Origin of the sequence: Dyella solisilvae (genome assembly GCF_003351225.1) — a bacterium.
Lineage (GTDB): Bacteria > Pseudomonadota > Gammaproteobacteria > Xanthomonadales > Rhodanobacteraceae > Dyella > Dyella solisilvae.
Window position 1 is genome coordinate 1,007,681 of sequence record NZ_QQSY01000001.1, and the last position, 26,576, is coordinate 1,034,256.

Sequence of the window (26,576 nt, forward strand, 5' to 3'; positions counted from 1 at the left end):
AGGAACGCCCAGCGTGCGGCATCGACGCGGCGCGCTCCTATAGGCCAAAGGTCACGCTTCTGATGGGATGGGCCGGCGCCTCAGTACACCTCGCGGCGATAGCGCCTTTGCTCACGCAGGCGCTCGACGGCCTCATCGCCCAACGTCTCACGCAGCACGGCATCCACACCAGGGGCCATACCGGCCAGGCTGCCGCAGACGTAAATGGCCGCGCCCTCGCCCACCCACTGCCGCAAGGTGTCGGCAGCATCGCGCAAACGGTCCTGCACATAGGCTGACGCCAGCCCATCGCGCGACCAGGCCAGGTCCAGCCGCGAAAGCATGCCTTGCCGCTGCCACGCCAAGATTTCCTCGCCGTGGTGGAAATCGCGGGATGACTGCCGCTCGCCGAACAGCAACCAGTTGCGCGCGTGGCCTCGCGCGATGCGCGCCTTGAGCAGCGCACGCAATCCAGCCAGGCCCGTGCCGTTGCCGATCAGGATCAACGGGCACCCATCGCGCGGCGCATGGAAAGCCGGATGGCTGCGGATGCGCAGTGCGATCTCGCCCCCGACGGCGGCGTGCAAGGTCAGCCAGCCCGAGCCCAGCCCGAACGAACCATCGTCACGCTCCATGCGCCGCACCAGCAGATGCAGTGCGCCGTCGTCGGGAATCGAGGCGATGGAATACTCGCGATGCGGCAACGGCGACAGGCTGGCGACGATCGCCTGCGGCGTGCGGCCGGCGACTTCTTCCGGCGCAGGCAAGTGGCTGCCCGCGAGCCATTCGGCAAGGGAAGCGTGGCGCTGCTCATGCGAGACCACCACCTCGCCGTTGCATCCCGCTTGTTGCAACCAGCGCGCCACGTCCTCCGCCGTGTGGCGCGGCCCGATCTCCACCAGATCGCCAGCCTGCCAGGTCGCCTCGCCATCGAGCGGACGCAACGCCAGGTGGAAACACGGGCCGCCGAGGCTGTCCGGATTGAGCAGCCGACGTTCGATCAGGCGCCAGCGCTGATACGCCGGACGCTCCCAGTCGGGCCCGTCGGTAGCGCCGGACAGCAGCGAAAGGTGATGCTGCCAGTGGCGCAAGGCGGCGGGATCGCCGTTATCAACTTCCACGGGATCGAATAGCGTCGTGGCGCCACCGCGCTGCAACCACTGCTGCAGGCGGCGACCAAAGCCGCAGAAGTCGTCGTAGGCGCTATCACCCAGCGCAAGCAGGCCGAACTGCAGCTGCCCCAATGCGACGTGCCCGTTCATCGGGCGCGTCACGAAACGTGCGGCGCTGTCCGGCGCGTCACCCTCGCCGGTGGTGCTCACCAGGAACAAGGCGCGGCGAGCCTGCGCCAACTGCGTGCCGTCGAGTTCGCCCAGCTCAATCAGCCGCACGGCCATGCCGGCCTGCTGCAGGCTGTCGGCGGTGCGCCTGGCCAACTCCTCGGCGGCGCCGGTCTGGCTGGCAAAGGCGATGAGCATCGTGTCCGCAGTCCATGCGAGGTCGCTCGATGCCGCTTGGGCGTGCCGCTCGCGCCGCCCCGACGTGCCCGCCACCAGCGCCAGCCAGAAGAACAGTACGAAGGCTGCAGCAAACCATCGGGACGCACCCGGCGCGCGCCACACCGACGCGTCGAGATGCCAGATACCCAATCCCACGATGACGCAGGCCAGCAGCGCCAACAGCGCGAGAGCGCCCCACGCGGGACGCGCGCCGTCGGATGCTACGTCGCGGCTCATGAGGCCAGCACCTCGCCGAAGGCCGGCGACAAGCGCTCTTCCAGGCCATCCGGTCCGTGCAGGAGGAACATCACGGCCAGATCGCGTGATCGCGCGTAGGCCATTCCCCGCTCCGGACCAAGCACAGTCATCAGCGTGCCCAGCGGATCGGCGTGCAGCGCATGGTCCGCCAGTACGCTGACCGACACCACGCGATGCGGCGACGGCTGCCCGGTGCGCGGATCGATGTGATGCGAATAGCGCACACCTTCCGTTTCGAAGTGGCGGCGATAGTTGCCCGACGTGGCGATGGCGCGATCGCTGAGCGACACCACCTGACTGAGTTGCTCCTGGCGCTCGACCGCTCCGGCGGCTGCGCCGGGACGTTCGATGCCAATACGCCAGGGCGAGCCGTCCGGCTTCCAGCCCCTCCCTTTCAGCTCGCCGCCCACTTCCACCAGCCATGCGTTCAGACCGACGCTGTCCAGGTACTGCCCCAGCAGGTCGACGCTATAGCCCTTGGCGATGGACGACAGATCCAGGTAGGCGCCGCCGGGTTGGCGGATGCTCCGCGTGGCCGCATCGAGCTTCAGTCGTGACCAGCCGACACGCTCGCGTACGTTCGCGATGTCCTGTGACGATGGCGGCTCACCGCGCGAACCGTCAGGCCCGAAACCCCACAGGTTGACCAGCGGCCCCACCGTGGGGTCGTAGGCGCCGTCGCTGTCGCGCGCCAACTGCAAGGCATGGCTCACCACCTCGAAGCATTCGGCCGGCAACACATGCCAGGCGCCGGCCGGCGCCCGGTTGAAACGCGACAGCGCCGACTGCGGCTGGTACGTGCTCATCTGCCCGTCGACGAGATCCAGCGTGCGCTGGATGCCGTCGCGCCAGGCCTGTACCGACAGTTCGCGCGGCAACACCACGCGCACCGACCAGGTGGTGCCCATGGTGTGGCCATGCGTGGACTGCACCACGAGGTCACTCGACGAATTCATCAGGCGCATGCCGTCCCGGTTCCCGCCTTACTGCGGCAGCACTTCCAGCGTTGCGGCATAAGACAGGCGACGCTGCTTGGCGGGCTTCACGCTGGCCTTGTCGTCCTGAGTGCTGGCGCTGATCCAGTACATGCCGGCGTGCGGCCAGCGCAGGCTGAACTTGCCGTCCTTGTCGGTGGTGACGTCCAGCTCATCCTGCGCGTTGCGGTAGCGCGTGGCGCCGGCGATGGCCGTGATCTTGAGGCCGGCCGCCGGCTTGCCATCGAGCAGCAACTGGAAGGTGGCCGGCTCATCCGCTGCGAGGTCGGTGAACGGCGTGATCGGCGCCAGCTCCAGGCCCTTGCCGCTGGGCTTGAGCGCGGCATCGCTCGGCTTGCCATTGGTGACGAAGGTTTCCACGCGGTTGATCGACTCGGACACCTCCACGTTCTTCGCGCCAGCCGGAATCTCCTTGGCCAGGTTCGCCGCTTCGCCGCGCCAGCGCTTCTTCTCGCCATTGAGCTCATAGCTGGCGAACAGCCCGCCATTGAATGCGGCGATCTTGTAGGTGCCCGACTGGGTGAGATGCACATCGAACACGCTACGGTACTGGCCGGTCGACGCGTTCTCCACCTTGGCCGTCTGGCCGTCCGGCGCGGTGACCACCACGCGCTCCAGCGCCACCGGCATGTGATCGGGATAGAACAGGTCGTTGGACACCGCCGCGTCCACGGTCACCCACGGGTCCGCGCCGGATACATCGGTGGCCGACGGCAGCAGCCACAATTTGTGCGCCTGCGCCGCCAACGGCAACACGAGCGCCAGCGCCAGCGCGCTCCACTTCAAGGTTTGCTTCAACATGCGGGGACTCTCCATGTTCATGGGGCGAGCTCGAGCTTGATCGAACCCAGTTCGCTGCTGCCCTGGGCAGCCAGCTGCTGTGGAGTACTGGTGGGCCAGGTGAACGGGACGCGCACCACTTCGCGTCCGCCGACTTCACGCGCCGCCTCGACCACCAGTTCGTACTTGCCTGCCGGCAGTTGGCCCAGCGGCGCCTTGCCATGATGGAAGCTCAGCTTCTGCTCGCCGGCAGGGCGCGTGGCCCCGGATACGCCATCCACCGGCATCTGCAGATCGCGTCCGCCACGGCGCCACCACTGGCGCAGTTCCGGCAGCCATTTCGTACCCGCGCCCTCTTTCGATTCCTTCTGGGCGTACCACACGGCCAGCTGCGAGGCCACGCTATGGTCCTCGCGCTCGATCCACACCGCGGTGTAGGGCCGGTGATACTCGGCCACGTCCAGTTGTGGAATTTGCACGGTGACATTCAGGTCGGCCGCCACGACGGGCGCGGCCAGCAGCATCGCGGGAAGAGTGAGAGTGAGACGGCGCATGGATTCCTTCGCTTCCGGCGTCAATGGACAAAGATCAGGATCAGGATCAACGGCAGCACCAGGCCAAAGGCCACCAGCGGCCAGGTGGCGCCGCGCTTGGCGGCGTGCATCTTCAACAGCAGCAGGCCGGTGACGGAGAAAACCACGCAGGCCAACGCGAACACATCGATGAACCACCCCCACGCCGGACCGGCATGTCGGCCCTTGTGCAGGTCATTGAGATAGGCGACGAGGCCGCGCGTGCTGCGCTCGTATTCGACCTTGCCGGTGGCGCGATCGATGCTCAGCCAGGCGTCGCCACCGGGGCGCGGCATCGACACGTAGATCTCGTCGCCCGACCAGTCGCCGGTGCGACCGGCCACATCGACGTCGATGGCGCCGCTCAACCAATCCGTCACGACCGCAGGCAACGCCACGCCCTTGCGCTCGTCCTCCCCTCCCACCATCTGCAGGAGCGGCGCCGGCAGCTGCGCAAGGCGGTGGATGGTTTGGGCCTTCGCCTCGATCTGGCCGGCGTGGTTGAGGGTGAAACCGGTCAGCGCGAACAGCAGCATGCCCACCAGGCACAACGCCGCGCTGATCCAGTGCCACTGATGCAGTTGCTTCAGCCAGAACGCCCTCTGCGGTCCGCCCCGGTGGATGCTGCGCTGGTTTTGGTACGGCGCCGCCGCTGGTTCCATGCCGTGTCTTCCGTGCGTAGCCTGTCTGTGCGCCAAGCGCCGGGCGGCCTTGCAACGAAGACGCGCACACGCTGTCCCAGCACCCGGCCAGGGCGCTAAGCTGCCTTCTCGGGCGGCCTTCCCTGACATGAGCTGGCATGTTGCCATAAATGAGAATCACTCGCAATTTCGTCATCCCAGCTCCCGTGCCGCCACACCCCGCGGCCACGCGCCCCCACCGGACACCTGCATGCGAATCTTGATTGCCGAGGACGACCCCTCCATTGCCGCCGGCGTGAGCGCCTCGCTGCGCCAGGGCGGCCATGCGGTGGACAGCGTCACCGATGGCGCGAAGGCCGATGCGGCCCTGCGCGACACCCCGTATGACCTGCTGATCCTGGATCTGGGTCTGCCCAATCTCGATGGCGCCGACGTGCTGCAGCGCCTGCGCAAGCGCGGCACGGGCCTGCCGGTGCTGGTGATCACCGCGCGCGAGGGTTTGCGCGAACGCGTGCGCGTGCTCGACCTGGGCGCGGACGACTACCTGGTCAAGCCGTTCGCGCTGGCCGAGTTCGAGGCGCGCGTGCGCGCCCTGCTGCGTCGCTACACCGCGCAGGGCGCGCCGGAGCTGACCATCGGCCGCCTGCGCCTGGACCTGCCCGGCCATCGCGCCTGGATCGACGACACGCCGCTGGAACTCACCGCGCGCGAATTCGGCCTGCTCGAAGCGCTGGCCGCGCGCCCCGACCGGGTCACCAGTCGCGCGCAACTCGTCGAGGCACTGTGCAGCTGGGACGAAGAGCTGACCGACAACGGCCTGGACATCGCCATCTACCGGCTGCGCCGCAAGCTGGTCGACTCGGGCACGCAGGTGCGCACCATCCGCGGCCTGGGCTACCTGCTCGAGGAAGTGAAGGAAGGCAAGGAATCCAACGCATGAGCGAACCGGCGCCGAAGGCCGCGCAACCCTGGCTTTACCGCCTGATCGAGCCGGATGGTCGTCCCAGCCTGCGGCGGCGCCTGCTCTCCTCGCTGCTGGTGCCGCTGATGGTGCTGCTGGTGATCGAAGGACTGGTGACCTACAGCGGCGCGCTCTTCTACGCCAACCACGTGCACGACCGCGACCTCGCCGACGACGCCACCACGCTCGCGCAGATGCTCAGCCAGGAAGACCTCGGCGGGCAGATTTCGCCGCAGGCGCGCTTCCTGCTCGAATACGCGCCGGAAGGCCACAACTACTTCAGCGTCACCAGCCAGCGCCACGGCCTGCTCGCCGGCAGCGCCGAACTGCAGCCGGCCCCGCTGTCGGCCGCCTCCATGGACGGGGAGCCGGCGCTTTTCAGCACATTTGTCTACACGCCGAGCCAGAAGCGTCGCGAACTGCGCGCCGCGACTGTGCGCATCCCCAACCTGCGCGATCCCAGCGACCAGCTCACGGTCACCATGGCCGAGACCCTCCACGACCGCCACCAGCAGGCGCGGGAGATCCTGCTGCTGAGCATTCCGGCGCAGGCGATCCTGATCGCCAGCGTGTTCGTCCTCGTGCTCTACGGCGTGCGCGTGGGCCTGCGCCAGCTCGATCCACTCACTGCACGACTGGCGGCGCGCGAACACGACCTCGCTCCGATCGGCGATGCCGACGTGCCGGTGGAGATCCTGCCCCTCACCCGCACCATCGACGGCCTGTTCGCCCGCCAGCGCGGCATGCTCGCGCTGCAGGAGCGCTTCATCGCCGACGCCGCCCACCAGTTGAAGACGCCGCTGGCCGGCCTGCGCGTTCACGTCGAGCGTGCCCAGGCCGATCCCAGCAAGGAGACCGTCGATGACGCGCTTCAGCACATCCTGCGCCTCACCCAGCGCGCCAGCCGCACCTCCAGCCAGTTGCTCGCGCTGACCCGCGCACAGTCACCCGACATGGGCGACAGCAGCACCCACTGCCTGCTCGACCTCGCGCAACTCGTGCCCGAGTTGCTCGGCTTGCGCGTGCACGATGCGATCGCGGCATCCGTCGACCTCGGCTACGAGGGTCCGGCCGGCCCCGTGTGGATCGACGGCGATCGCATCTCGCTGCAGGAACTGCTCGACAACCTGATCGACAACAGCCTGCGCTACGCCGGCCGCAACAGCATCGTGACCGCTGGCGTGTCGGTCGTCGCTGGCGGAGCGTGCCTGAGCGTGGAAGACAACGGCCCCGGCGTGCCGCCCGCCTTTCTCGAACGACTCGGCGAACGTTTCTTCCGCGTACCCGGCATCACCGAGGAAGGCACCGGCCTGGGCCTCGCCATCGTGCAGCGCATCGCCGAGCGCCATCATGCACAGGTCCACTACCTCGCCAGCAGCGGTGGCGGCCTGCGGGTGGAGATTGTGTTTCCGTCGGCGCGCACGTCGAAGGTGGTGGGGTGATGGTGGACTGTTCGTCCACCTTTTCGCGCGAGGCGCCCCGAAGTTAGCCTTGGTTGTGGAGATGGTTGGGTGATGGGTTGACCGGCCCCTCCGCGCCGATGCACGTCGTGCCTGCGAGGCGTCTGTCAAAAGCCGAAGGCAGATCATGCAGGACAAGCGCCAAGCGCACGGAGCGTCACTTGAGCGGTGCCGGAAGGGCACTCCTGCCTCACTCCCTCAAGCTCGTCATCCCTGCGAGGCGCATTTCAACAGCCGGAGGCTGGTCAGGCTGGACGGCGCGAAGCGCGGAGCCCCCACACTAAGCGCCTGCGAAAGGCACCCTTGCGTCACGCTCCGGCACCCGTCATCCCAGCGAAAGCTGGGATCCAGTGACTTTGGCGCTTGGCTCCGTGTTTCGCGTTTCCGCCAGTTTGCCGCCTACGCGGCGGGCGTTTCGATCGCCTGCCGGCGCTCGAGTCACTTTTCTTTGCTGGCCCAAAGAAAAGTAACCCAAAGAAATGGCCTCAAAGGCTCGTAGCGATATGTGGGGACAACCCTGGTGAACTGGAGTCAGCCGGATCGGTGACGTGCAACCTCAAGGACCGCGGCTACACCGCAACGCGCCGTAGCGAAGAGGGGGCGCAGCAATGCGCGACATACGAGCGCTGACTAGTGGAGCCACTCTGATCGCCACCTTGCTACCTCTTGGACAGCGGCTACACCGCGGGGCGCCCTTGCGGAGAGGACTTAAAGCGTGGAGTGTGGTTCTGACTCAAAGGCCTCATGCGCTGACCACGCACCATTGCATCAGGAGTGCTGGTCGCGGGAATGGCTCCTCACCCTCGTAAAGGTGGCAATGCCCCAACCCTCTTTCCCACGGGAACTAACTTCGTGGCGCCCAGAGGTGAGAGGGATCGAAGAGCACTGCGAAGAGAGAGATGACGCAGGGGGAACAGTGCTTTAAGTCCTCAGTACGACGCCGCCCCGCGGTGTAGCCGCTATCCGCGAGGTAGCACGCGACGAATTCGGCTTGCCTCAGTCATCAGCGCTCGTATGCCATGCAGTGCTGCGCACCCTCTCCGCCACGGCGCGTTGCCGGGTAGCAGCTGTCCCCGAGGTAGCACGAAGCCGATCCGGCTGGCCGCAGTCGCCCGGGCTTGTATTCCACATATCGCTACGAGCCTTTCAGGCCATTTTCTTTGGGTTACTTTTCTTTTGGGCCAGCAAAAGAAAAGTGACTCGAGCGTCGGCAGACGATCGAAACGCCCGCCGCGTAGGCGGCAAGCTGGCGGGAAGGCCTCAGAAGAAGCAAAGAGCCAAAGTCACTGGATCCCAGCTTTCGCTGGGATGACGGGTGTTGCAGCGTCAGGCAAACACGCCCCTCGGTGCACACGCGACAGGCACTCCGCGCGCCGCGCCCCTCAACCAGCCTTCAGCTACAGAAACTCACCCCACCCGGATGGCGAGCAAAGAAGCACGCACAACCAGCCCCACCTTCCACCCACAAAAAAACGGCGACGCAAACGCGTCGCCGTCGTCACACATCCCCTGCATGGGAACTACTTGAGACAAACCATCAACAAAGAAAACGCCGCGGGACTTGCACCCCGCGGCGTTCAATTACATCGCCTTCTTGGCCTTGGTCAGCAGCTGGTCGAGCAGCGCGATGGCCAGGTCAATCTCTTCGTGCGTGATGTCGAGCGACGGCGCGAAGGTGATCACGTTCTTGTACCAACCGCCCACGTCGAGCACGAGGCCGATCTTCTTGCCGTTGTGCTCGAGGTCGCCGGCGAGGCCGATGTCGACCATCTTGTCGAGCAGCGCCTTGTTCGGCGTGAAGCCGTCGTCGGTGCAGATCTCGGCGCGCAGCGCGAGGCCGAGGCCGTCGACGTCGCCAATTTCCTTGTGACGCTTCTGCAGGTCCTTGAGGCCGTCGAGGAAGTGGGCGCCCTTCTTCGCCACGTTGGTCTCGTAGTCCAGCTCGTAGCCCATCTTGATCACTTCCAGACCCAGCGAGGTGCCCAGCGGGTTGGAGTTGAAGGTCGAGTGGGTGGAGCCCGGCGGGAAGATGGTCGGGTTGATCATCTCTTCGCGCGCCCACAGGCCGGACAGCGGGTTCAGGCCGTTGGTCAGCGCCTTGCCGAACACGATCGCGTCCGGCGTCACGCCGAAGTGCTCGATCGACCACAGCTTGCCGGTACGCCAGAAGCCCATCTGGATTTCGTCGACGACCATCAGGATGCCGTACTGGTCCAGCACCTTCTTCAGATCCTTGAAGAAGTTCTTCGGCGGGATGACGTAGCCGCCCGTGCCCTGGATCGGCTCGACGTAGAACGCGGCGTATTCAGCCTGATTGACCTTGGGATCCCACACGCCGTTGTATTCGGTTTCGAACAGGCGGGCGAACTGGCGCACGCAGGCGTCCGAATACTCTTCCGGCGTCATGCCCTTCGGGCGACGGAACGGATACGGGAACGGGATGAACATCGCGCGCTCGCCGAAGTGGCCGAAGCGACGACGGTAGCGGTAGCTGGAGGTGATCGACGAAGCGCCCAGCGTACGGCCGTGGTAGCCGCCCTCGAAGGCGAACATCAGGCTCTTGCCGTTCTTGAAGTTGCGCACCAGCTTCAGCGAGTCTTCGACCGCCTGCGCGCCGCCGACGTTGAAGTGCACGCGGCCCTTCAGGCCGAACTTCTCCTGCGCGTCGACCGCGATGGTCTTGGCCAGCTCGATGCGGGTCTGGTGCAGGTACTGGCTGGCGACCTGCGGCAGCACGTCGATCTGGCGCTTGAGCGTGTCGTTCAGGCGCTTGTTGCCGTAGCCGAAGTTGACGGCCGAATACCACATCTGCAGGTCGAGGAACGGCGTCTCGGCCGTGTCGTACATCCAGCTGCCTTCGCCGTGGCGGAAGATCTTCGGCGGGTCGACGTAGTGCACGGTATCGCCGAACGAGCTCCACTCGGCCTCATCGGCCAGCAGCTGCGCGTCGGGAATCACGACGCCAGCGTTCTTGTCGTAAGCGTTCATTGGTAAATCCGGAAACGATCAAATGGGGAAGAGCGGGCAACGCCCGCCCAGAGGGAATCAGAGCGAAGCAACCGCCAGCGCAGGGGCAGCCGGCGCATGTTCGGCCAGCAGGCTGCCATCGAGCAGGCGCGGCAACAGTTCCAGCGCATCCTCGAAGCCGGTGATCGGCACATAGGGGATGCCGGCGGCGCGGCAATGCTCAATCAGGCGGTGCTTGGCGAACACGAAATCGACGCGGTCGGCGGCGCAGAAGTCGGACGCGCCATCGCCGATCAGCAGGGTCTTAGCGCCGTTCTTGCTGGCCTGGGCGGCCACGGCGCACTTGCAGGTGCCGCTGCGGCAGCCGTCAGCCTGGAACGGCGAGGTGAGCTGCCACTTCTGCGGCGGCGTGGCGGGCGCCAGGTGATTGGCGGCCAGCGGCAGGTCGTCCAGGCCGTAGCGCGCCAGGATCTTCTTGATCGCGTAGTCCAGACCGTCGCTGACGATGCGGATCGGCGTATCGAGGTCGCGCGCCTGCTTCACGAACGCCGGGAAGGCGTGGTCGATCCACAGGGAGGACAGGTGCTTGTCCAGCTCATCGTGGTTCATGTCGAGCAGGCTCACCTGCCCGGTCATGCACTCGCGCGAGCCAATGCGGCCGGCGCGCCAGTCCTGCTCCAGGGTTTCCCAGCCAGGGCGGCCAAAACGGTCGAGCAGCGAGTCGATCACGTCCTCGACGGAGATGGTGCCGTCGAAATCGCAGAGAATGGTCCAGCCAGTCACAAGGTGAAGCTCCGCATTGCAGTATGGCGACACGATAGGTACGCACCCCTTTCGGCCCCCTTTCTTTCCGAAAGATACTGCGCGGGCTGGTCTATCCAACTGGTAAGACTTTCATAAGCCTGACGAAGGTCAGGTCGGCTATGCTTGGGCACTTGTTGGCGCTGCGCCAGTGACGAGCCCACCCGACTTGTCGCCTGAACGTTCAGGAAATTCGTGCTTCAGCGTCGAAATCACCCGGATCTGTCGAACATGGAAGCTGTACCCGTCCGGCATCGTCTCCCGCTTGCCAGCGCCCTGCTTGTCTGGGCCCTGGTGGTGCTGGGGGGCTGCTCGGTGGCGCCATTGCCCGAGCTCAAACCGTCTGTTCCCGAGACCTGGCGCAATGCGCCGGCCGGTGTCGCGCCGCCCAGTGCCGACCTGCACGGCTGGTGGCAGGCGCTGGGTGACCCGGAGCTGGATGCGCTGATCGACCGGGCCCTGCAATCCAACCTTGACGTGGCTCAGGCCGCCGAGCGCATGCGCGCCGCCCGCCTGCTCAACCGCCACGCCCGTGACCCCTACCTGCCCTCGCTGCACGGGCGCACCAACGATGTGATCGACCCGGACACCACGGCTTCGTACTTCGTGGTGGGTTTCGACGCGTTGTGGGAGCTCCCCCTGTTCGGCGCCTGGCAGAGCGCCAAGCGCATCTCCCAGGGACAGCTTGATGGCGCCGACGCCGCCCTGCGGGGCGCTCAGGTATCGCTGGTGGCCGAAGTCAGCCGCCGCTGGATCGAATTGCGCTCGGCACAGCAGCAGGCCCGCCTGCTCTCCGCCATCGTCGATGCCCAACAGGAGAAGCTGCGCCTGCTGAAGGTGCGCGAACAGCTCCGACTGGTCGCGCCCTCCGACGTGGCCCGCAGCCAGGCCGAACTGCTGCACGCGCAGGCGGCCCTCACCGAGCCGCAGCAGACCATCAACAGCAGCGTCCAGCAGCTCGCGGTACTGCTCGGCCAACCCGAGCCGGACCCCGAGTGGTTGCAGCCGGGCGCCCAGCCGCACCTGGGTGACTGGAAACTCACCACTGCCCCGGCCGACATGCTGCGCGCACGTCCGGAGATCGCCAGCGCCGAGGCAGACGTGCTGCGCGCCGCCGGTGAACTGGGCATGAGCCGCGCTGAGATCTATCCGCATATCGGCCTCGGCGCCTCGATCCAGTGGTCGGCCAATATCGCGTCCAACTACCGCGTGCATACCGGTGAGGCAATTTTTTCCTATGGCCCTGTGATCGACGTCCCGCTGTTCGACTGGGGCCAGCGCGTCGCCGCCGCGCATGCCAAAGACCATGAGCTGCGCGCCGCCGTGTATGCCTATCGCCAGGCCGTGCTGCAGGGCGTAGCCGAGGCGGAGACGGCGATGGGTGACCTCGAACAGCTGCGTGGCCGCGAAGAAGCCTCACAGCAGGCATCGGACTCGCTGCAGACCAGCGTGACCGCACTGCGCAAGCGCGCCGAGCTCAACCTGGGCAGCAACCTGGACATCCAGGAGGGCCTCATCGAAGGCCATCGCGCCGAGCTGGACCTGGTGGGCGCGGTTGCTGCGCGCGACCTGGCCTATGTGGCCCTGTACAAGGCCCTGGGTGGCGCCCCGATGCCGAACCCGCCGCTGCCGCGGAGCGACGACTGATGGTCGCCCTGGCTCGCAAGACCCTCGTCTACGAGTGGCGCCGCTTCCTGCCCGCCATCCTGGCGGTCGGCTTCTCCGGTCTGTTGCAGTTGCTGCAGGCGGCGCTGGTGCTGGGCATCTTCGGCAGCGCCAGCGTGTACATCACCGGCTCATCGGCGGACCTCTGGGCCGGTTATCCCGGCACGCAGAGCGTCAACCTCGGCCGCTCGATCGACGCCGGCGTGGAAATGCGACTTCGCATGGACCCGGACGTGACCGCCGTCGAACCGTTCCGCTGGGTCGATGCCGACTGGCGCGGCCCCAACGACACCGGCGGCGTATCGGTCTTCGTCTCCGGCATCAACGCCCGGCCCGACGGCATGATGTTCTCGCGCGCGCTGCCGCTGGACCTGCGCGCCCGACTCAACGAGCCGGACGCGGTGATCGTCGATCGCGCCGACTTGAGCAGCCTGGGCGTCGGCGTGGGCGACACCGCGGTGATCAACGGCCATCGCGTGCGCGTCGTCGGCGTCAGCAGTGGCCTGCGTGCGCTGGGCGGCGTCAACGTGGTGGCCTCGCTGGCGACCGCGGCGTCGCTGGACACCGACCCGTCCAACGTCAACCGCATGACCTATTTCGTCGCCAAGGTGCGCGATCCGTCCAATGCGCCTGGGGTAGCCGAGCGCTTGCGCGGCAACCGCGCCTTTGGCAACTACGACGTGTGGACCGCCGAGGATTTCGCGCGCCGCTCGCAGCTGTACTGGATGTTCGACACCGGCGCCGGCGCGGGCGTGCTGTTCCTCGCCGGCATCGTGTTCCTCGTCGGCGCCGTGATCACCAGCCAGACGCTGGTGGCGGCGGTGGTGGGATCGGTACGCGAGTACGCCACGCTCAACGCACTCGGAGTCGGCGTCGGCGCCTTGCGCAAGGTGGTGATGGAGCAGGCGTTCTGGGTCGGCGCGATAGGACTTGCCGGCAGCACCATACTGGGCGGCATCGCCCTGGTGTTCGCGCATAGTCGCAACGTTCCGGTGGCGCTCGACCCGCTGACCGCAGTGGCCTGCCTCGTGCTGGGCATGGGGCTGGCGATCGTGTCGGGCCTGGCCGCCATGCGCAGCCTGCACCGCGCCGATCCCGCGACGTTGCTGAGGTAACGCGATGAGCGAACCGATGCCACAGATCGCCACCCCGATCTCGCTGCAGGCGCGCGGCGTCAGCAAGTCCTTCGCCTCGGGCAAGGTGCAGAGCACGGTCCTGCATGACCTCACGCTGGACATCCGCGCGGGCGAGCTGACCCTGATCTCCGGCCCTTCCGGTTGCGGCAAGAGCACGCTGCTGGCGATCCTCAGCGGATTGCAGCGCCCTGACGGCGGCCAGGTCATCGCGCTGGGCGAGGATCTGGGCGAGCTCGACCTGCGCGCGCTGGAGCGCTTCCGCCTGCTGCATACTGGTTTCGTGTTCCAGGGCTTCAACCTGTTCCCCGCGCTCAACGCCCGCGAGCAGGTCGAACTGCCGCTGAGCTACCTGGGCCTTGCGCCCGCCGAGGCGCGCCGGCGCGCCATGGCCTCGCTCGAGGAGGTAGGCCTCGGCCCGCGCATGACCCTGCGTCCATCCGAACTCTCCGGTGGCGAAAAGCAGCGCGTGGCGATCGCCCGCGCCCTCGCCAAGCGGCCGGACTTGCTGTTCGCCGACGAACCCACCAGCGCGCTGGATGCCGCCAATGGCCAGATCGTGATCGACATCCTGCACCGCATCGCCCGCAACCATGGCACCACGGTGCTGTGTGTCAGCCATGATCCGCGCCTGGTCGGTCACGCTGATCGCGTGCTGGCGATGGAGGATGGACGTATCCTTAGCGACCGTGTGCCCTCCCCTACATCGACGCCGGCGTCCGGCATCGAGGAACCCCAAGCATGACCCTGCGCCCCCTCTACTCGCTGCTTGCCCTGGCCGTCGCCACGTCGCTGTTGGCGGCGTGCTCGCACGAGGACAGCGGCAGGACCAGCGCGCAGGCGGCGGCTCCGGCGTTTGCCGCAGTGGCGCGCGGCCGTATCGATGTCGAAGGCGGCATGCTCAAGCTCAGCATGCCCCGCGAAGGCGTGGTCGCCGAAATCAGGGTGCACGAAGGGGACCACGTACATAAGGGCCAGGTGCTGGCCGTGCTCGATACCAAGCCGGCCCAGCTCGCCGTCAATGCCGCCGAAGCCGAGCAGAAGCAGGCCGAGGCGCAGGCCCGGCTGCTCGAGGTACGACTGAAGTCGGCCAACGATCGCGCCGACCGCCTCGCGGCCGCGGCCGCCGCCGGCGCAGGCGACGGCCTCAGCGCCGACGAGGCGCGCGAGGCGGCCCACCAGTTGCAGGGCGAACTGGACAGCGCGCGCGCCGCCGGCGCCATCGCGACGCAGAAGCTCGATGCGGCGCGCTACGAACTGTCCCAACGGACTCTCCTGGCGCCGATCGACGCCCAAGTGGTGGAGCGTGACATCCAGCCGGGCGCCGGCGTGTCGCCGCAAGGCGGCCCCGCCTTCGTGCTGCTGCCGGAAGGCGCGCGCATCGTCCGCGCCGAGCTCAACGAATCGTTCGTGGCCGCCGTGCACGAAGGCATGCATGCGCAAGTCGTCGACGACAGCGGCAGCGGCGCGCCAACACTGAGCGCGCACGTGCAGCGCATCGGCACGGTGTTCGGCCCCAGCGCGCTGGAAGAGGATCCCCTCATCCGCGCCAACACCCGCACGGTGGAATGCGTGCTGGCGTTCGACGAGCCGCCGCCGCCCTCGCTGCGCATTGGGCAGCGCGTCATCGTGCAGTTCACTGCGAACAACAGCGCCAGCGCGAAGCCGGGCCACTGAGCGGCGGCGGCATGGTCCACCGTCCCTCGTCCACGACGCTACTGGCGCCGTTCCTGCGCATCGCCCTGGCGGTGCTGGCCCTCGCCACGGCGAGTGGCGCTTGCGCGGACGACGCCACCGAAGGCCCCACCACCCTTCTCGGCGCAGGCGTTGAGCGCATGCCTGCCTGGTTGGGTTCAAAGGATCATCGCAACCAGCCGGTGCCATACGTCCAGGCCGAGCTGCCGTGGCACATCACGCTGTCCACGCTCGACGGCCTCACTGTCGACTTCATCCATAGCGGTCAGTGGCGCGGCGGCTTCTACGGCAACTACATGTGGGGCCGGGACACCGATGAGCTGGGGCCGAAGCTGGAGGGCATCATCGACCCGCTGTCGCCGCGCCTCAACGCCGGCGGCTATCTGGAATACCAGGCCACCGTGCAATTCAGCGTAGGCGCAACGCTGAGCCACGACACCTCGGGCGCGGGCGCCTACCTCAATGTGTACGGCGACTACGACCTGCCCGCGATCGGCTACCTCAACCATGGCCTGCAGCTGCAGTGGCAGGCGATGAACGGGGCCGCCATGCGGCGCTTCTTCCAGGTGACCCCGGAACAGGCCTCCAAGCTCGGCGTGGCGCCGTGGTCACCTGGCGGCGGCAGCCAGCAGATCGAGCTGGAATACGACGCCTATATGCCCACCAGCCTGCACACCGGCTTCGCCCTCGCGCTCAACTACACTCGCCTGCTGAGCGACGCCGCGGCCAGCCCACTGGTGCGGCAGTTCGGTTCGGCGAATCAGGTGACGACGACGCTGGCGTTCGTCTACCGGTTTTAGAGCAGGAGTGAGTGAAGAGAAGTGAGAAGTGAGAGAAAGCAGGCGCCGCTCACTTCTCTCCACTCACTTCTCGCTTCACCGGTCGTCGCGCGTCCAGATCTGTCCGTCGACCTCATGCACGGGGAAACTCGCGATCGGTTCGTACGCCGGCGGACAGGTGACTGCACCGGTACGCAGGTCGAAGCGGGCGCCGTGACGCGGGCATTCCACCTCGAAGCCATGCACCTCACCGCCAGCCAGCTCGCCGCCGTCATGGGTGCAGGTGTCCTCGACGGCATACAGCGCGCCATCGATGTTGTACACCGCAATCGAGGTATCGCCGTCCCACACCACCTTGAACTCGCCGGGCAGCAGCTCACTGCGTGTGCCCACGAAAATCCAGTCGGCGAGATTCATGCAGCCACCTCCTGCAACGGCTTGCTCATCCAGACAAAGCGCAGGTCATCCCGGCGAGGGATGCCGAAGCGCGGCTGGCCATAGGGAAACTCGCCGGTCTCGCCGGTGAGGCGATAGCCGCGGCGCTGATACCACGCGATAAGCTCCGCGCGCTGCTCGATCACCGACATGCGCATGGCTTCCGCCTGCCATTCGTCCCGGGCGATGCGCTCGGCCTCGGCCAGGAGCCCGCGACCCAGCCCCGCCATCTGCAGCTCGGGGCGGACCGCGAACATGCCGAAATAGCCGGACTGGCCCTGCCGCTCGATATGGCAGCAGGCGGCAAGGTCGCCCTCTCGCTCGACCAGCAACACCCGGCTGTCGTCGCGGCCGATCAGCCCGGCCACGTTATCGGCGTCGGTGCGCTGCCCGTCGAGCAGGTGGGTTTCGGTGGTCCAGCCGCGCAGGCCGGATTCACCACGGTAAGCGGATTCGACCAGCGCGACGATGGCCGGCACGTCGGCGGCAGCCGCCTGGCGTGTGAGGGTCAGGGAGGGGATGGGCATTTCGCCATGATAAGCCCAGCGACAACTGATCGCACTGCAGCAGTGACCTTCGACACTGGGCGCTGTCCTTGGCGCTGCCTAGCCTGCCTGCTGGGGTCGTGTTGGCCCCGTGCTGGCCGTGTGGGCCATCCGGACGCACCCGTCGCGTCCCACCAAAGGAGAATCCATGAAGTACCGCATGATGAAACCGCTCGCACTCGCTGTCGGCCTGGCCATGGCTACCAGCGCGCTGGCCGCCCCTTCGGGCGCCTTCGATGTGAAGGAACTGGACACGAACAAGGACGTGTGCAACGACTTCAACGGTTTCGTCAATGCCAAGTGGCTCGCCGCAAACCCGATTCCCGCTGACCGCACCCGCTGGGGCTCGTTCGACGCCTTGCGCGAGGACAGCCTCAATGCGCAGCACACCATCGTGGAAAACGCGGCCAAGAACGTCGCCAGCGCGAAGCCTGGTTCGATTGAGCAGAAGATCGGCTACCTGTATGCCTCGGGCATGAACGAGGACGCCATCGAGAAGGCCGGCTTCGACCCGATCAAGCCGGAACTGGCGCGCATCGCCGCCCTCAAGAACAGCAGCGACATCGCCGCCTACATCCGCGACAGCTATGCCAAGGGCATTCCGGTCGCGTTCCGCTTCTACGGCAACCCCGACTTCAAGGACTCCAGCAAGCAGATCGCCTATGCCGGCCAGGGCGGCCTTGGCCTGCCGACCGCCGATTACTACAGCAAGCCCGATTTCGAGAAGATCCGCACCGCCTATGTGGCGCATATCGCGCGCACCCTGCAGTTGGTCGGCGTGAGCGAGGCTGACGCGCAGGCCCAGGCCAAGGCCGTGATGGCCTTCGAGACGCGCCTGGCAAGCGCCTCGCTGGTGCCGACCGAGCTGCGCCAGCCGGAGAACCGCTACCACTACGTCAGCATCGCCGACGCTGACAAGGTAACGCCGCACTTCGATTGGGCCGCCTTCTTCAAGGCCCAGGGCGCCGACGTGAAGGACGGCTTCTCCCTGTCGCAGCCGAAGTTCTTCGCCGAGTTCGACAAGATGCTGGGCGATGTGCCGGCGTCGGACTGGCAGGCTTACCTGCGCTTCCACGCCATCGACGAAGCCTCGCCCTACCTGTCCAAGGCGTTCCAGCAGGAAGACTTCGCCTTCAACGCGCAGACGCTCAATGGCCAGAAGGAAATGAAGGCGCGCTGGAAGCGCACGCTCGACGCCGTGGAAGGCGGCATGGGCATGGCGCTGGGCCAGTTGTATGTGGCGGAGACCTTTTCGCCTGAATCCAAGTCCCGCGCGCTGGAACTGGTGAATAACCTGCGCGCCGCCTACAAGACGCGCATCGAAAACCTGCCATGGATGAGCGAGGCGACCAAGCAGAAGGCGCTGGAGAAGTGGGCCAGCTTCACTCCCAAGATCGGCTACCCGGACAAGTGGCGCGACTGGACCGGCCTCACCATCAAGCAGGGCGACTACTTCGCCAACGTGGAGGCCGCCGCCAAGTTCAACTATGACTACATGGTGGGCAAGATCGGCAAGCCGGTGGATCGCACCGAGTGGGGCATGACGCCGCAGACCGTCAACGCCTACTACAACGCCCAGAAGAACGAGATCGTGTTCCCTGCGGCGATCCTGCAGCCGCCGTTCTTCGACGCCAAGGTCGACGACGCACTCAACTACGGCGGCATCGGCGCGGTGATCGGCCATGAGATGGGCCACGGCTACGACGACCAGGGCAGCAAGTTCGACGCCCAGGGCAACAACGCCAACTGGTGGACCGATGAAGACCGCAAGGCCTTTGAAGCCCGCACCGACAAGCTGGCCGACCAGTTCAACCACTATGAAGCGCTGCCGGGCAAGTTCGTCAACGGCAAGCTGACCATGGGCGAGAACATCGGCGACCTCGGCGGCCTCAACGCCGCCTACGACGCACTGCAGATGGCGCTGGCCAAGAATCCCAAGGAAGCCAAGAGCAAGATCGACGGCTACACCCAGGAGCAGCGCTTCTTCCTCAACTGGGGACGCGTCTGGCGCGGCAACATCCGTCCCGAAGCCCAGCTCACCCTGCTCAACACCGACCCGCACGCTCCGGCTCAGTTCCGCGCCATTGGCGCACCTTCGAACATGCCGGCGTTCGCGCAGGCGTTCCAGTGCAAGCCCGGCGACAAGATGGTGCGTGACGGCGAGAAGCAGGTGAAGATCTGGTAAGACCAGCCGACCTTCGTTAGACCAAAGACGCCGCGGAACACCGCGGCGTTTTTTTATGCCTTGAGGGAATGCACCCGGCGCGGGGTCGAATCCCGACCACGTTCATCTGCGCGAGACGCCAACCTGCCATCGATCATGTTCCGGAGCCGGTCCGCCTGCTCTTGGGCCAATCGGTAAAGCTCTGAAAGCCCTTGGCGTGGCTTCCGGCCACCGGCCGGCGCCACTAATCTGTCCACAACTTCCAGCGGGGGAAACCGATGCAACGGATCGCTTTCGGGGTACTGGTGGTTTGTCTGCTTGCCGCATGCGCGACGCAACCGGACCAAAAAGCCAAATCGGCAGCCACGCAGGTCACGCTGTATGTCGACAAGTCAGGCAATCCTGCGACCAGCCCCGAAGAGGAACAGGTATTGTCTGCCCTGCACATGATTCAGGACGGCAAGATCATGGCCGCCATCGACGGGCCCCTGAATGCCGTCATCGGCACATTCGAAGCCCAATATGCCCATGCCGACGTCAAGGTCTACAGCGCCCGCGGAGCGACCGACGCGCTGATCTACGCCACCCTCGGCACAGGCGGCGCGTCGGGACAGAAGGTCGAAGTACTCGGCCCGGCCTGGGCCATGGCCTACTGGGCACGGGGCTATGCGTACGGAGAAATGGCGCGTTACGACGACGAGCGCCTGGAACTGGAAAAGGCGCTGGCGCTTGCTCCCATGGACGCGCAGTACAGCAACGAGCTCGGCTACGTTTACCTGCAGAAGCACGAGTGGCAGAACGCACTCAGCTACTACGAGAAAGCCGAGGGATTCGCCGACTTCAATCCGTCCAATGCCGACAGCATGAAGTGCACGTCTTTCCGCGGTCAGGGCTATGTGCTGGTGGAACTGCATCGCCTCGACGAAGCCGAAGCCAAATACCGCGCCTGCCTGAAAATCACGCCAAATGAGCCGAAATCACTCGGGGAAATCGGCTACATCGAGGGACTCAGGAAGACCCAGCACTGATCCTTCCGGTACATCAACCGGCGGCAGGGATCACATCAGCAGCTTGCGCACCTTCAGCAGCGCCGTGACGAAGGCGTCGACTTCTTCGCGGGTGTTGTAGAACGCCAGCGAAGCGCGAAGCGTGGCCGGTACTCCAAAGAACTGCATCAGCGGGTGGGCGCAGTGGTGGCCCGAGCGGACGGCGACGCCTTGCAGGTCGAGCAGCGTCGCCAGGTCGGTGGCTTGCGCGCCCTCGATCAGGAAGGAGATTACGGGCTCCTTCTCCTGCGCCTCTCCGATCAGGCGAAGGCCGGGAATTTCGCGCAGCCGTTCTGTCGCGTAGGTGAGCAGCTGCTGCTCCCACGCGTGAATCGCCTCGAAGCCGACCGACGCGTAGTAGTCGATGGCCGCGCCCAGTCCCACGAATCCGGCGATGTTGGGCGTACCCGCTTCGAACTTGTGCGGCGGCTCGGCAAAGGTGGTGCCATCGAAGCGCACTTCACGAATCATCTCGCCACCGCCGAAGAACGGCGGCATGGCTTCCAGGTGTTCCTTGCGCGCCCACAGTGCGCCGGTGCCCGTGGGCGACAGCATCTTGTGACCGGTCAGTGCGTAAAAGTCGCAACCCAGCGCCTGTACGTCGACCGGGCGGTGCGGCACAGCCTGCGAACCGTCCACCAGCAGTGGAATGCCGCGTTTGCGGCACTCGCGCGCAATCTCTCGTACCGGATTGACTGTACCGAGCACATTGGACACGTGCGTGACGCAGGCGAGTTTCACCTCCGGCGTCAGCATCTCGATGTACTTCTCGACGATCAGCTCGCCCTTCTCGTCGATCGGAGCAGCCTTCACCGTGGCGCCGGCGCGTGCGGCGACCAGCTGCCACGGCACGATGTTGGCGTGGTGCTCCATCACCGTGGTGAGGATTGCGTCGCCCGGCTGCAGGCGCGGCAAGGCATAGCTGTAGGCGACCAGGTTGGTCGACTGCGTGGTGCCGGAGGTCAGCACCAGTTCGTTGCGCGAGGTGGCGTTGATGAAGCGTGCCAGCTTGTCGCGGGCGCCCTCGTAGGCCGCCGTGGCTTCCTCGCCGAGCTGGTGCACGGCGCGCGACACGTTGGCATTGTGTTCGCGGTAGTGGTTGCTCACCGCCTCGATCACGCTCAGCGGCTTCTGGCTGGTGTTGGCGTTGTCGAAATAGATCAGCGGCTTGTCGTGCACCGTGCGCGACAGCAGGGGAAAATCCTCGCGGATGCGCTGCACATCGAACACGGTCGGTAGCGGCTTGGTCTGTGCGTTCATCGGGTTGGTTTCGCCTGTGTCCCGGGGTTGTCCTTACGCCGACGGCAGGTGCGCCATCAACTGCTGGTCGAGGTGCTCGCGCAGGCCCTGCCCGGGCAGCGACTCGAACACTGCCCGACAGAATGCGGCGGTCAGCATCGAACGCGCTTCCGCCAGCGTGATGCCACGCGAGCGCAGGTAGAACAGCGAACGTTCATCCAGCTGACCCACCGTGGCGCCATGCGCCGCCTTTACTTCGTCAGCATAGATCTCGAGTTCCGGCTTTGTGTCGATCTCGGCCTGACCCGACAGCAGGAGGTTCTTGCTGCTGAGACTGGCGTCGCTGCCGTCAGCGCCGGGCGCGACCACGATCGCGCCACGGAACACGCCGCGCGAGCGCTGGTCGGCCACGCCGCGCCACACCGACTCCGAGGTGGTGTTGAGCGCCTGGTGACGGATCGCCATCTGCGTATCGACATGCTGGCGGCCGTTGAGCACGAACACGCCACGCGTATCCAGCCGCGCGCGATCGCCCGACAGGACGGCATGCAGGTCATGCCGGACCAGCGAGCCACCGAGTTCCAGCACGTACAGCGCGGCTTGCGCATCCTCGTCGAGCTGGACGCTGTCATGGCGCACCAGCGTGCTGCCACCAGCCGCGTTCTGCAGGGTGACGTGCCGCAGCTGCGCGCCCTTGCGCAGCACGATGTCGGCCACCTGGGTACCCAGATGCTGCTGCTCACCATGGGCGACATGGTGCTCCACCAGCGAAAGCTCGGAGCCCTCGCCCAGTTCGATCACATGACGCACGTGCCAGGCGAGATCCCCATCCGCAGCAGCGCCGATGAACAACAGATGCACCGGCGATGCGACCTTGGCGCCGGGCGCCACGCGCAACACGACACCGTCACCGGCCAACGCCGCGTTGAGGCGGGCGAAAACGTCGCCGCCTTCGCGGTAGTGGCGCGACAACGCGAAGCGAAGCGGTTCGGCGTCACCCTGCAACGCATCGGACAGCGCCTGAAGGCTCAAGCCTTCGGGAAGCGCATCCGTGCGGGACAGGTCGGCGCGGAACGCGCCGTTGACGAACACCAGCGAAGGCCCATCAACGCCGGGCAGCGCGAACGCCGCGGCGTCGACGGCGCGCGATACCGCCTGGGCATCACCCGGGGCGAAGCGGCGCTGCGCCAACGCGCGCAAGGCGGTGTATTTCCAGGCCTCCATGCGCGTATCCGGCAACCCCGCCGCCGCGAAGGCATCGAGGTTCTCGCGGCGCGCGGCATCCAGCCAGGCGATACCGCTACCAGGAAGCTGCGCCTGGGCGGCGGCCTCCAGCAGCGAATCGACAAAGGGAGTGCGTTGCGGCTCGCTCATGCCGAGGCTCCGGTGAGCGCCGGATCCTTGTCGGCGACCCAGGCGTAACCATGCTCTTCCAGCTTGAGCGCGAGCGTCTTGTCGCCGCTCTCCACGATGCGGCCGTCCGCCAGCACGTGCACGAAGTCTGGCTCGATGTAGTCGAGCAGGCGCTGGTAGTGGGTGATCACCAGGAAGCCGCGCTCGGCCGAACGCAGCGCGTTCACGCCCTGCGCCACCTGCTTGAGCGCATCGATGTCCAGGCCCGAGTCGGTCTCGTCGAGGATGGCCAGCTTCGGCTCCAGCACCGCCATCTGGAAGATCTCGTTGCGCTTCTTCTCGCCGCCGGAGAAGCCTTCGTTCACGGCGCGGTGCAGCAGCTCGTCGGAGATCTGCATGATCTTGAGCTTCTCGCGCACCAGCTTGAGGAACTGCATGGAATCGAGTTCCGCCTCGCCGCGCTGTTTGCGCTGGGCGTTGAGCGCGGCGCGCAGGAAGTAGGTGTTGTTCACCCCGGGGATTTCCACCGGGTACTGGAAGGCCAGGAACACGCCGGCGGCGGCGCGCGCTTCCGGCTCCAGCGCCAACAGGTCGACGCCGTTGAAGGTCACCGAGCCCTCGGTGACCTCGTAGCCGTCGCGTCCGGACAGCACGTTGCCCAGGGTGGACTTGCCGGCGCCATTCGGCCCCATGATCGCGTGCACCTCACCCGCATTCACGGTGAGCGTGAGCCCCTTGAGGATGTCCTTGCCCTCGACGCGGGCGTGCAGGTTTTCGATCTTCAGCATGTTCGGTACTCGGTGGTGTCAGGCGCCGTGGTCGTCGCTGCGACGTTGCAGCACGACATAGGTGAAGGTTTGTTCGCTGCCGGACGGCGTGCGATGCACGTCGCGGCTCTCGGTGACAAGGGTGAAGCTAGGTGCGAAGCGCGAGGCCAGCGTGGCGGCGTCATAACGCGCCACCGGCAGTCCGCTGCAACGTTCGGGACCGTCCTCGGCAAAGGCGCCGATAACCAGGCAGCCGCCCGGTCGCACGGCGCGAGCCGCCGCTGCCACGTAGCGCGCCTGGTCGGAGGCCTCGGTAAGAAAGTGAAAGACGGCACGGTCGTGCCACAGCGCATAGTGGGCGGCGGGCAGCTCGACACCGGTGACGTCGCCGACGATCCAGTGCACAGGATGTGCCTGCGGACCAAGGCGCAGCTGGGCTTCGGCCATCGCCACCGCGGACAGGTCCAGCACGCTCACGTCGGCAAAGCCGCGCGCCAGCAGGTCGTCGACCAGGGTGGCGCGGCCGCCGCCGACATCGATCACCGCCTGCTCGCGCGGCACATCCAGTGCATCGATCAGGCGCAGCGACTCATCAAGACGCGGGCGGAACCAGCTGGTCTGCCCCTCGGTCTTGCCGCTGTATACGGTGTCCCAGTGCGTTTGGCGCGTCGCCGTCATCCCACCGCACCTTCCAGCGACACTTCGAGCAGCTTCTTCGCTTCCACCGCGAATTCCATCGGCAGCTCGCGGAACACCTGCTTGCAGAAGCCGTCGACGATCATCGACACGGCGTCTTCCTCGCCGATGCCGCGGCTGCGGCAGTAGAACATCTGGTCGTCGGAAATCTTCGAGGTGGTCGCCTCGTGCTCGACGATGGCGGTGGGGTTCTTCACTTCCATGTACGGGAAAGTGTGCGCGCCGCACTTCTTGCCGATCAGCAGGCTGTCGCACTGCGTGTAATTGCGCGCGCCCTCGGCGCCCTTCTCCACCTTCACCAGGCCGCGGTAGCTGTTGCTGCTGCGCCCGGCGCTGATGCCCTTGGACACGATCTTGGACTTGGTGTGCTTGCCGAGGTGAATCATTTTGGTGCCGGTGTCGGCCTGCTGGCGATGGTGCGTCAGCGCCACCGAGTAGAACTCGCCCACCGAGCGGTCGCCGCGCAGCACGCAACTGGGATACTTCCAGGTGATCGCCGAGCCGGTCTCCACCTGGGTCCAGGAAATCTTGGAATCGTCGCCGCGGCAGTCGCCGCGCTTGGTCACGAAGTTGTAGATGCCGCCGACGCCGTTCTCGTCACCGGGGTACCAGTTCTGCACCGTCGAATACTTGATCTGCGCCTTCTCCAGCGCCACCAGCTCGACCACGGCGGCATGCAGCTGGTTTTCGTCGCGCATTGGCGCGGTGCAGCCTTCGAGGTAGGACACGTGGGCGCCCTCTTCCGCAATGATCAGCGTGCGCTCGAATTGGCCAGTGTGCCCGGCGTTGATGCGGAAGTAGGTGGACAGCTCCATCGGGCAACGCACGCCCTTGGGGATGAACACGAACGAGCCATCGGAGAACACCGCAGAGTTCAGCGCGGCGAAGTAGTTGTCGCCAGTCGGCACTACGCTGCCCAGGTATTTCTGCACCAGCTCGGGGTATTCGCGGATCGCTTCGCTCATCGAGCAGAAGATCACGCCGACGTCGGCCAGCTCCTTGCGGAAGGTGGTGCCCACGGAGACCGAGTCGAACACCGCGTCCACGGCCACGCCGGCGAGCTTGGCGCGCTCATGCAGCGGCACGCCCAGCTTGTCGTAGGTCTCCAGCAGCTTCGGATCGACCTCGTCCAGCGACTTCGGACGATTCTTCGGCGAGGCGTAGTAGCTGATCGCCTGGAAGTCGATCGGACCGATATGGAGCTTGGCCCAGTGCGGCTCGGGCATGGTCAGCCAGTGGCGGTACGCCTTCAGGCGCCACTCGGTCATCCATTCCGGCTCGTGCTTCAGCGCCGAGAGCTGGCGGATGATGTCCTCGTTCAGGCCGGGCGGCAGGCTGTCGGTTTCGATGTCGGTGACGAAACCAGCCTCATAGCGGCGGCCCAGCGCGGCCGCGACTTCAGCGTTGTCGCGAAGCGTGGAGGAGGTATCGCTGCGTTCGGAGGTTTCGGTCGTCATGGGTGTCTTCGTGTCGTCGTAGTCAGTCGGCGGGCGATCGGCGGTCAGCCGATCAGGGTCGCATCGATGCGACGACTGGGTGGTTTGAGCATGTCGGAGAGGCTTACGGCGCGCAGTGCGTGATCAACCACGCTGTTCACGCGCTGCCAGTTGGATCGCACGCCGCACTGCGACTCGCGGTCACACTGTCCCTCGGCGATGCTGCATTCGGTCATGCCGATGGGGCCTTCCAGCGCTTCCACGATCTGCGCGAGGGTGATCTCGTCCGCCGGGCGCGCCAGGCGATAGCCGCCGTTGACGCCGCGGAAGGACTCCACCAGGCCGGCATGGCCCAGCGATTTCAGCAACTTGCTGACCGTGGGCAGCTCAAGGCGCGTCTCATCGGCGATCTCCGCCGTGCTGAGCACGTCGTCAGGATGGGCGGCGATGCAGGTCATCACCACCGTGGCGTAGTCGGTGAGGCGGCTGACGCGAAGCATGGGGAGCGGCCGGAGGGACTGCGGGAATCGGTACCAAAATGGTACTGATTTATGCCCATGGGGTCAAACCGGAGGCGTGCACCAAAGGCGAGCCTGGCCCCTAAGCAAGCGCACCCGAATTGGGCAAACGTTGGCCCTCTCGTCGTCATCCCGGCGCAGGCAGGGATCCAGCGCCTTTCGCAACCTGTTGAAGTCACTGGATTCCCGCTT

At 66.3% G+C, this 26,576-nt stretch carries 24 protein-coding genes; 9 read left to right on the plus strand and 15 right to left on the minus strand.

Going from position 1 to position 26,576, the window contains the following annotated elements:
- Positions 1–80: 80 nt before the first annotated feature.
- From DVT68_RS04460 to DVT68_RS04480, 5 genes are read right to left on the minus strand one after another with little or no spacing between them, the layout of a single operon-like run.
- Positions 81–1,715, minus strand: coding sequence for a flavodoxin domain-containing protein (locus DVT68_RS04460; protein ID WP_114823811.1), 1,635 nt, complete (start codon positions 1,713–1,715; stop codon positions 81–83).
- Entirely contained in the window at positions 1,712–2,701 is a 990-nt protein-coding gene (locus tag DVT68_RS04465; RefSeq protein ID WP_199535953.1) for an FAD:protein FMN transferase, read from the minus strand. Before DVT68_RS04465 ends, DVT68_RS04460 begins: the two co-directional genes overlap by 4 nt.
- 18 nt (positions 2,702–2,719) lie before the next feature.
- Entirely contained in the window at positions 2,720–3,532 is an 813-nt protein-coding gene (locus DVT68_RS04470; RefSeq protein WP_199535954.1) for a DUF4198 domain-containing protein, read from the minus strand.
- A gap of 17 nt (positions 3,533–3,549) precedes the next feature.
- Positions 3,550–4,065 (minus strand): DUF2271 domain-containing protein, encoded by a 516-nt coding sequence (locus DVT68_RS04475; protein ID WP_114823812.1) that lies wholly within the window; start codon positions 4,063–4,065, stop codon positions 3,550–3,552.
- A gap of 20 nt (positions 4,066–4,085) precedes the next feature.
- Entirely contained in the window at positions 4,086–4,745 is a 660-nt protein-coding gene (locus tag DVT68_RS04480; RefSeq protein ID WP_114823813.1) for a PepSY-associated TM helix domain-containing protein, read from the minus strand.
- A 229-nt stretch (positions 4,746–4,974) separates the two neighbouring features.
- On the opposite strand from DVT68_RS04480, the gene DVT68_RS04485 reads away from it, so the two are divergent.
- A complete protein-coding gene (locus tag DVT68_RS04485) occupies positions 4,975–5,664 on the plus strand; it encodes a response regulator (RefSeq protein WP_114823814.1) in 690 nt (229 codons plus the stop codon).
- On the plus strand, positions 5,661–7,127 hold the full coding sequence (locus DVT68_RS04490) for a sensor histidine kinase (RefSeq protein WP_114823815.1): 1,467 nt from the start codon (positions 5,661–5,663) through the stop codon (positions 7,125–7,127). The genes DVT68_RS04485 and DVT68_RS04490 overlap by 4 nt, the downstream gene beginning before the upstream one ends.
- Before the next feature lie 1,599 nt (positions 7,128–8,726).
- Here DVT68_RS04490 and DVT68_RS04495 read toward each other — a convergent pair.
- Positions 8,727–10,133, minus strand: a complete 1,407-nt coding sequence (locus DVT68_RS04495) for an aspartate aminotransferase family protein (RefSeq protein WP_114823816.1) — start codon at positions 10,131–10,133, stop codon at positions 8,727–8,729.
- Between the two features lie 57 nt (positions 10,134–10,190).
- On the minus strand, positions 10,191–10,895 hold the full coding sequence (locus tag DVT68_RS04500; protein WP_114823817.1) for an MtnX-like HAD-IB family phosphatase: 705 nt from the start codon (positions 10,893–10,895) through the stop codon (positions 10,191–10,193).
- Between the two features lie 249 nt (positions 10,896–11,144).
- Between DVT68_RS04500 and DVT68_RS04505 the strand changes: the two genes are divergently transcribed.
- The 5 genes from DVT68_RS04505 to DVT68_RS04525 are packed head-to-tail and all read left to right on the plus strand — an operon-like array spanning position 11,145 to position 16,206.
- A complete protein-coding gene (locus DVT68_RS04505; protein WP_233523340.1) occupies positions 11,145–12,560 on the plus strand; it encodes a TolC family protein in 1,416 nt (471 codons plus the stop codon).
- A complete protein-coding gene (locus DVT68_RS04510; RefSeq protein WP_114823819.1) occupies positions 12,560–13,693 on the plus strand; it encodes an ABC transporter permease in 1,134 nt (377 codons plus the stop codon). Before DVT68_RS04505 ends, DVT68_RS04510 begins: the two co-directional genes overlap by 1 nt.
- Before the next feature lie 4 nt (positions 13,694–13,697).
- Positions 13,698–14,456, plus strand: a complete 759-nt coding sequence (locus tag DVT68_RS04515; protein ID WP_114823820.1) for an ABC transporter ATP-binding protein — start codon at positions 13,698–13,700, stop codon at positions 14,454–14,456.
- Positions 14,453–15,388 carry an HlyD family efflux transporter periplasmic adaptor subunit gene (locus DVT68_RS04520; RefSeq protein ID WP_114823821.1) on the plus strand — a complete coding sequence of 312 codons (936 nt, stop codon included), beginning with the start codon at positions 14,453–14,455 and terminating at the stop codon, positions 15,386–15,388. Before DVT68_RS04515 ends, DVT68_RS04520 begins: the two co-directional genes overlap by 4 nt.
- 11 nt (positions 15,389–15,399) lie before the next feature.
- Entirely contained in the window at positions 15,400–16,206 is an 807-nt protein-coding gene (locus DVT68_RS04525; RefSeq protein WP_114823822.1) for a MipA/OmpV family protein, read from the plus strand.
- Positions 16,207–16,281: 75 nt separating this feature from the next.
- On the opposite strand, the gene DVT68_RS04530 is transcribed toward DVT68_RS04525, so the two are convergent.
- A complete protein-coding gene (locus DVT68_RS04530; protein WP_114823823.1) occupies positions 16,282–16,602 on the minus strand; it encodes a non-heme iron oxygenase ferredoxin subunit in 321 nt (106 codons plus the stop codon).
- The gene (locus DVT68_RS04535) at positions 16,599–17,147 is read right to left on the minus strand and encodes a GNAT family N-acetyltransferase (protein WP_114823824.1); all 549 of its coding nucleotides are present in this window, start codon (positions 17,145–17,147) and stop codon (positions 16,599–16,601) included. Before DVT68_RS04535 ends, DVT68_RS04530 begins: the two co-directional genes overlap by 4 nt.
- Before the next feature lie 166 nt (positions 17,148–17,313).
- Between DVT68_RS04535 and DVT68_RS04540 the strand changes: the two genes are divergently transcribed.
- Together DVT68_RS04540 and DVT68_RS04545 are read left to right on the plus strand one after the other, a co-directional pair.
- The gene (locus DVT68_RS04540) at positions 17,314–19,350 is read left to right on the plus strand and encodes a M13 family metallopeptidase (protein WP_114823825.1); all 2,037 of its coding nucleotides are present in this window, start codon (positions 17,314–17,316) and stop codon (positions 19,348–19,350) included.
- A 257-nt stretch (positions 19,351–19,607) separates the two neighbouring features.
- Positions 19,608–20,357, plus strand: a complete 750-nt coding sequence (locus tag DVT68_RS04545; RefSeq protein WP_114823826.1) for a tetratricopeptide repeat protein — start codon at positions 19,608–19,610, stop codon at positions 20,355–20,357.
- Positions 20,358–20,387: 30 nt separating this feature from the next.
- On the opposite strand, the gene DVT68_RS04550 is transcribed toward DVT68_RS04545, so the two are convergent.
- The 6 genes from DVT68_RS04550 to DVT68_RS04575 are packed head-to-tail and all read right to left on the minus strand — an operon-like array spanning position 20,388 to position 26,366.
- Complete coding sequence (locus tag DVT68_RS04550) at positions 20,388–21,635, minus strand: aminotransferase class V-fold PLP-dependent enzyme (RefSeq protein ID WP_114823827.1); 1,248 nt, start codon at positions 21,633–21,635, stop codon at positions 20,388–20,390.
- A 33-nt stretch (positions 21,636–21,668) separates the two neighbouring features.
- Entirely contained in the window at positions 21,669–22,988 is a 1,320-nt protein-coding gene (sufD, locus tag DVT68_RS04555; protein ID WP_114823828.1) for a Fe-S cluster assembly protein SufD, read from the minus strand.
- The gene (gene sufC, locus DVT68_RS04560) at positions 22,985–23,755 is read right to left on the minus strand and encodes a Fe-S cluster assembly ATPase SufC (RefSeq protein WP_114823829.1); all 771 of its coding nucleotides are present in this window, start codon (positions 23,753–23,755) and stop codon (positions 22,985–22,987) included. Before sufC ends, sufD begins: the two co-directional genes overlap by 4 nt.
- Positions 23,756–23,773: 18 nt before the next feature.
- Positions 23,774–24,412, minus strand: coding sequence for a class I SAM-dependent methyltransferase (locus DVT68_RS04565; RefSeq protein WP_114823830.1), 639 nt, complete (start codon positions 24,410–24,412; stop codon positions 23,774–23,776).
- Positions 24,409–25,887, minus strand: a complete 1,479-nt coding sequence (sufB, locus tag DVT68_RS04570; protein WP_114823831.1) for a Fe-S cluster assembly protein SufB — start codon at positions 25,885–25,887, stop codon at positions 24,409–24,411. Before sufB ends, DVT68_RS04565 begins: the two co-directional genes overlap by 4 nt.
- Positions 25,888–25,931: 44 nt before the next feature.
- Positions 25,932–26,366: an SUF system Fe-S cluster assembly regulator gene (locus DVT68_RS04575; protein WP_114823832.1), complete on the minus strand. Its 435-nt coding sequence runs from the start codon at positions 26,364–26,366 to the stop codon at positions 25,932–25,934.
- Positions 26,367–26,576: the final 210 nt, after the last annotated feature.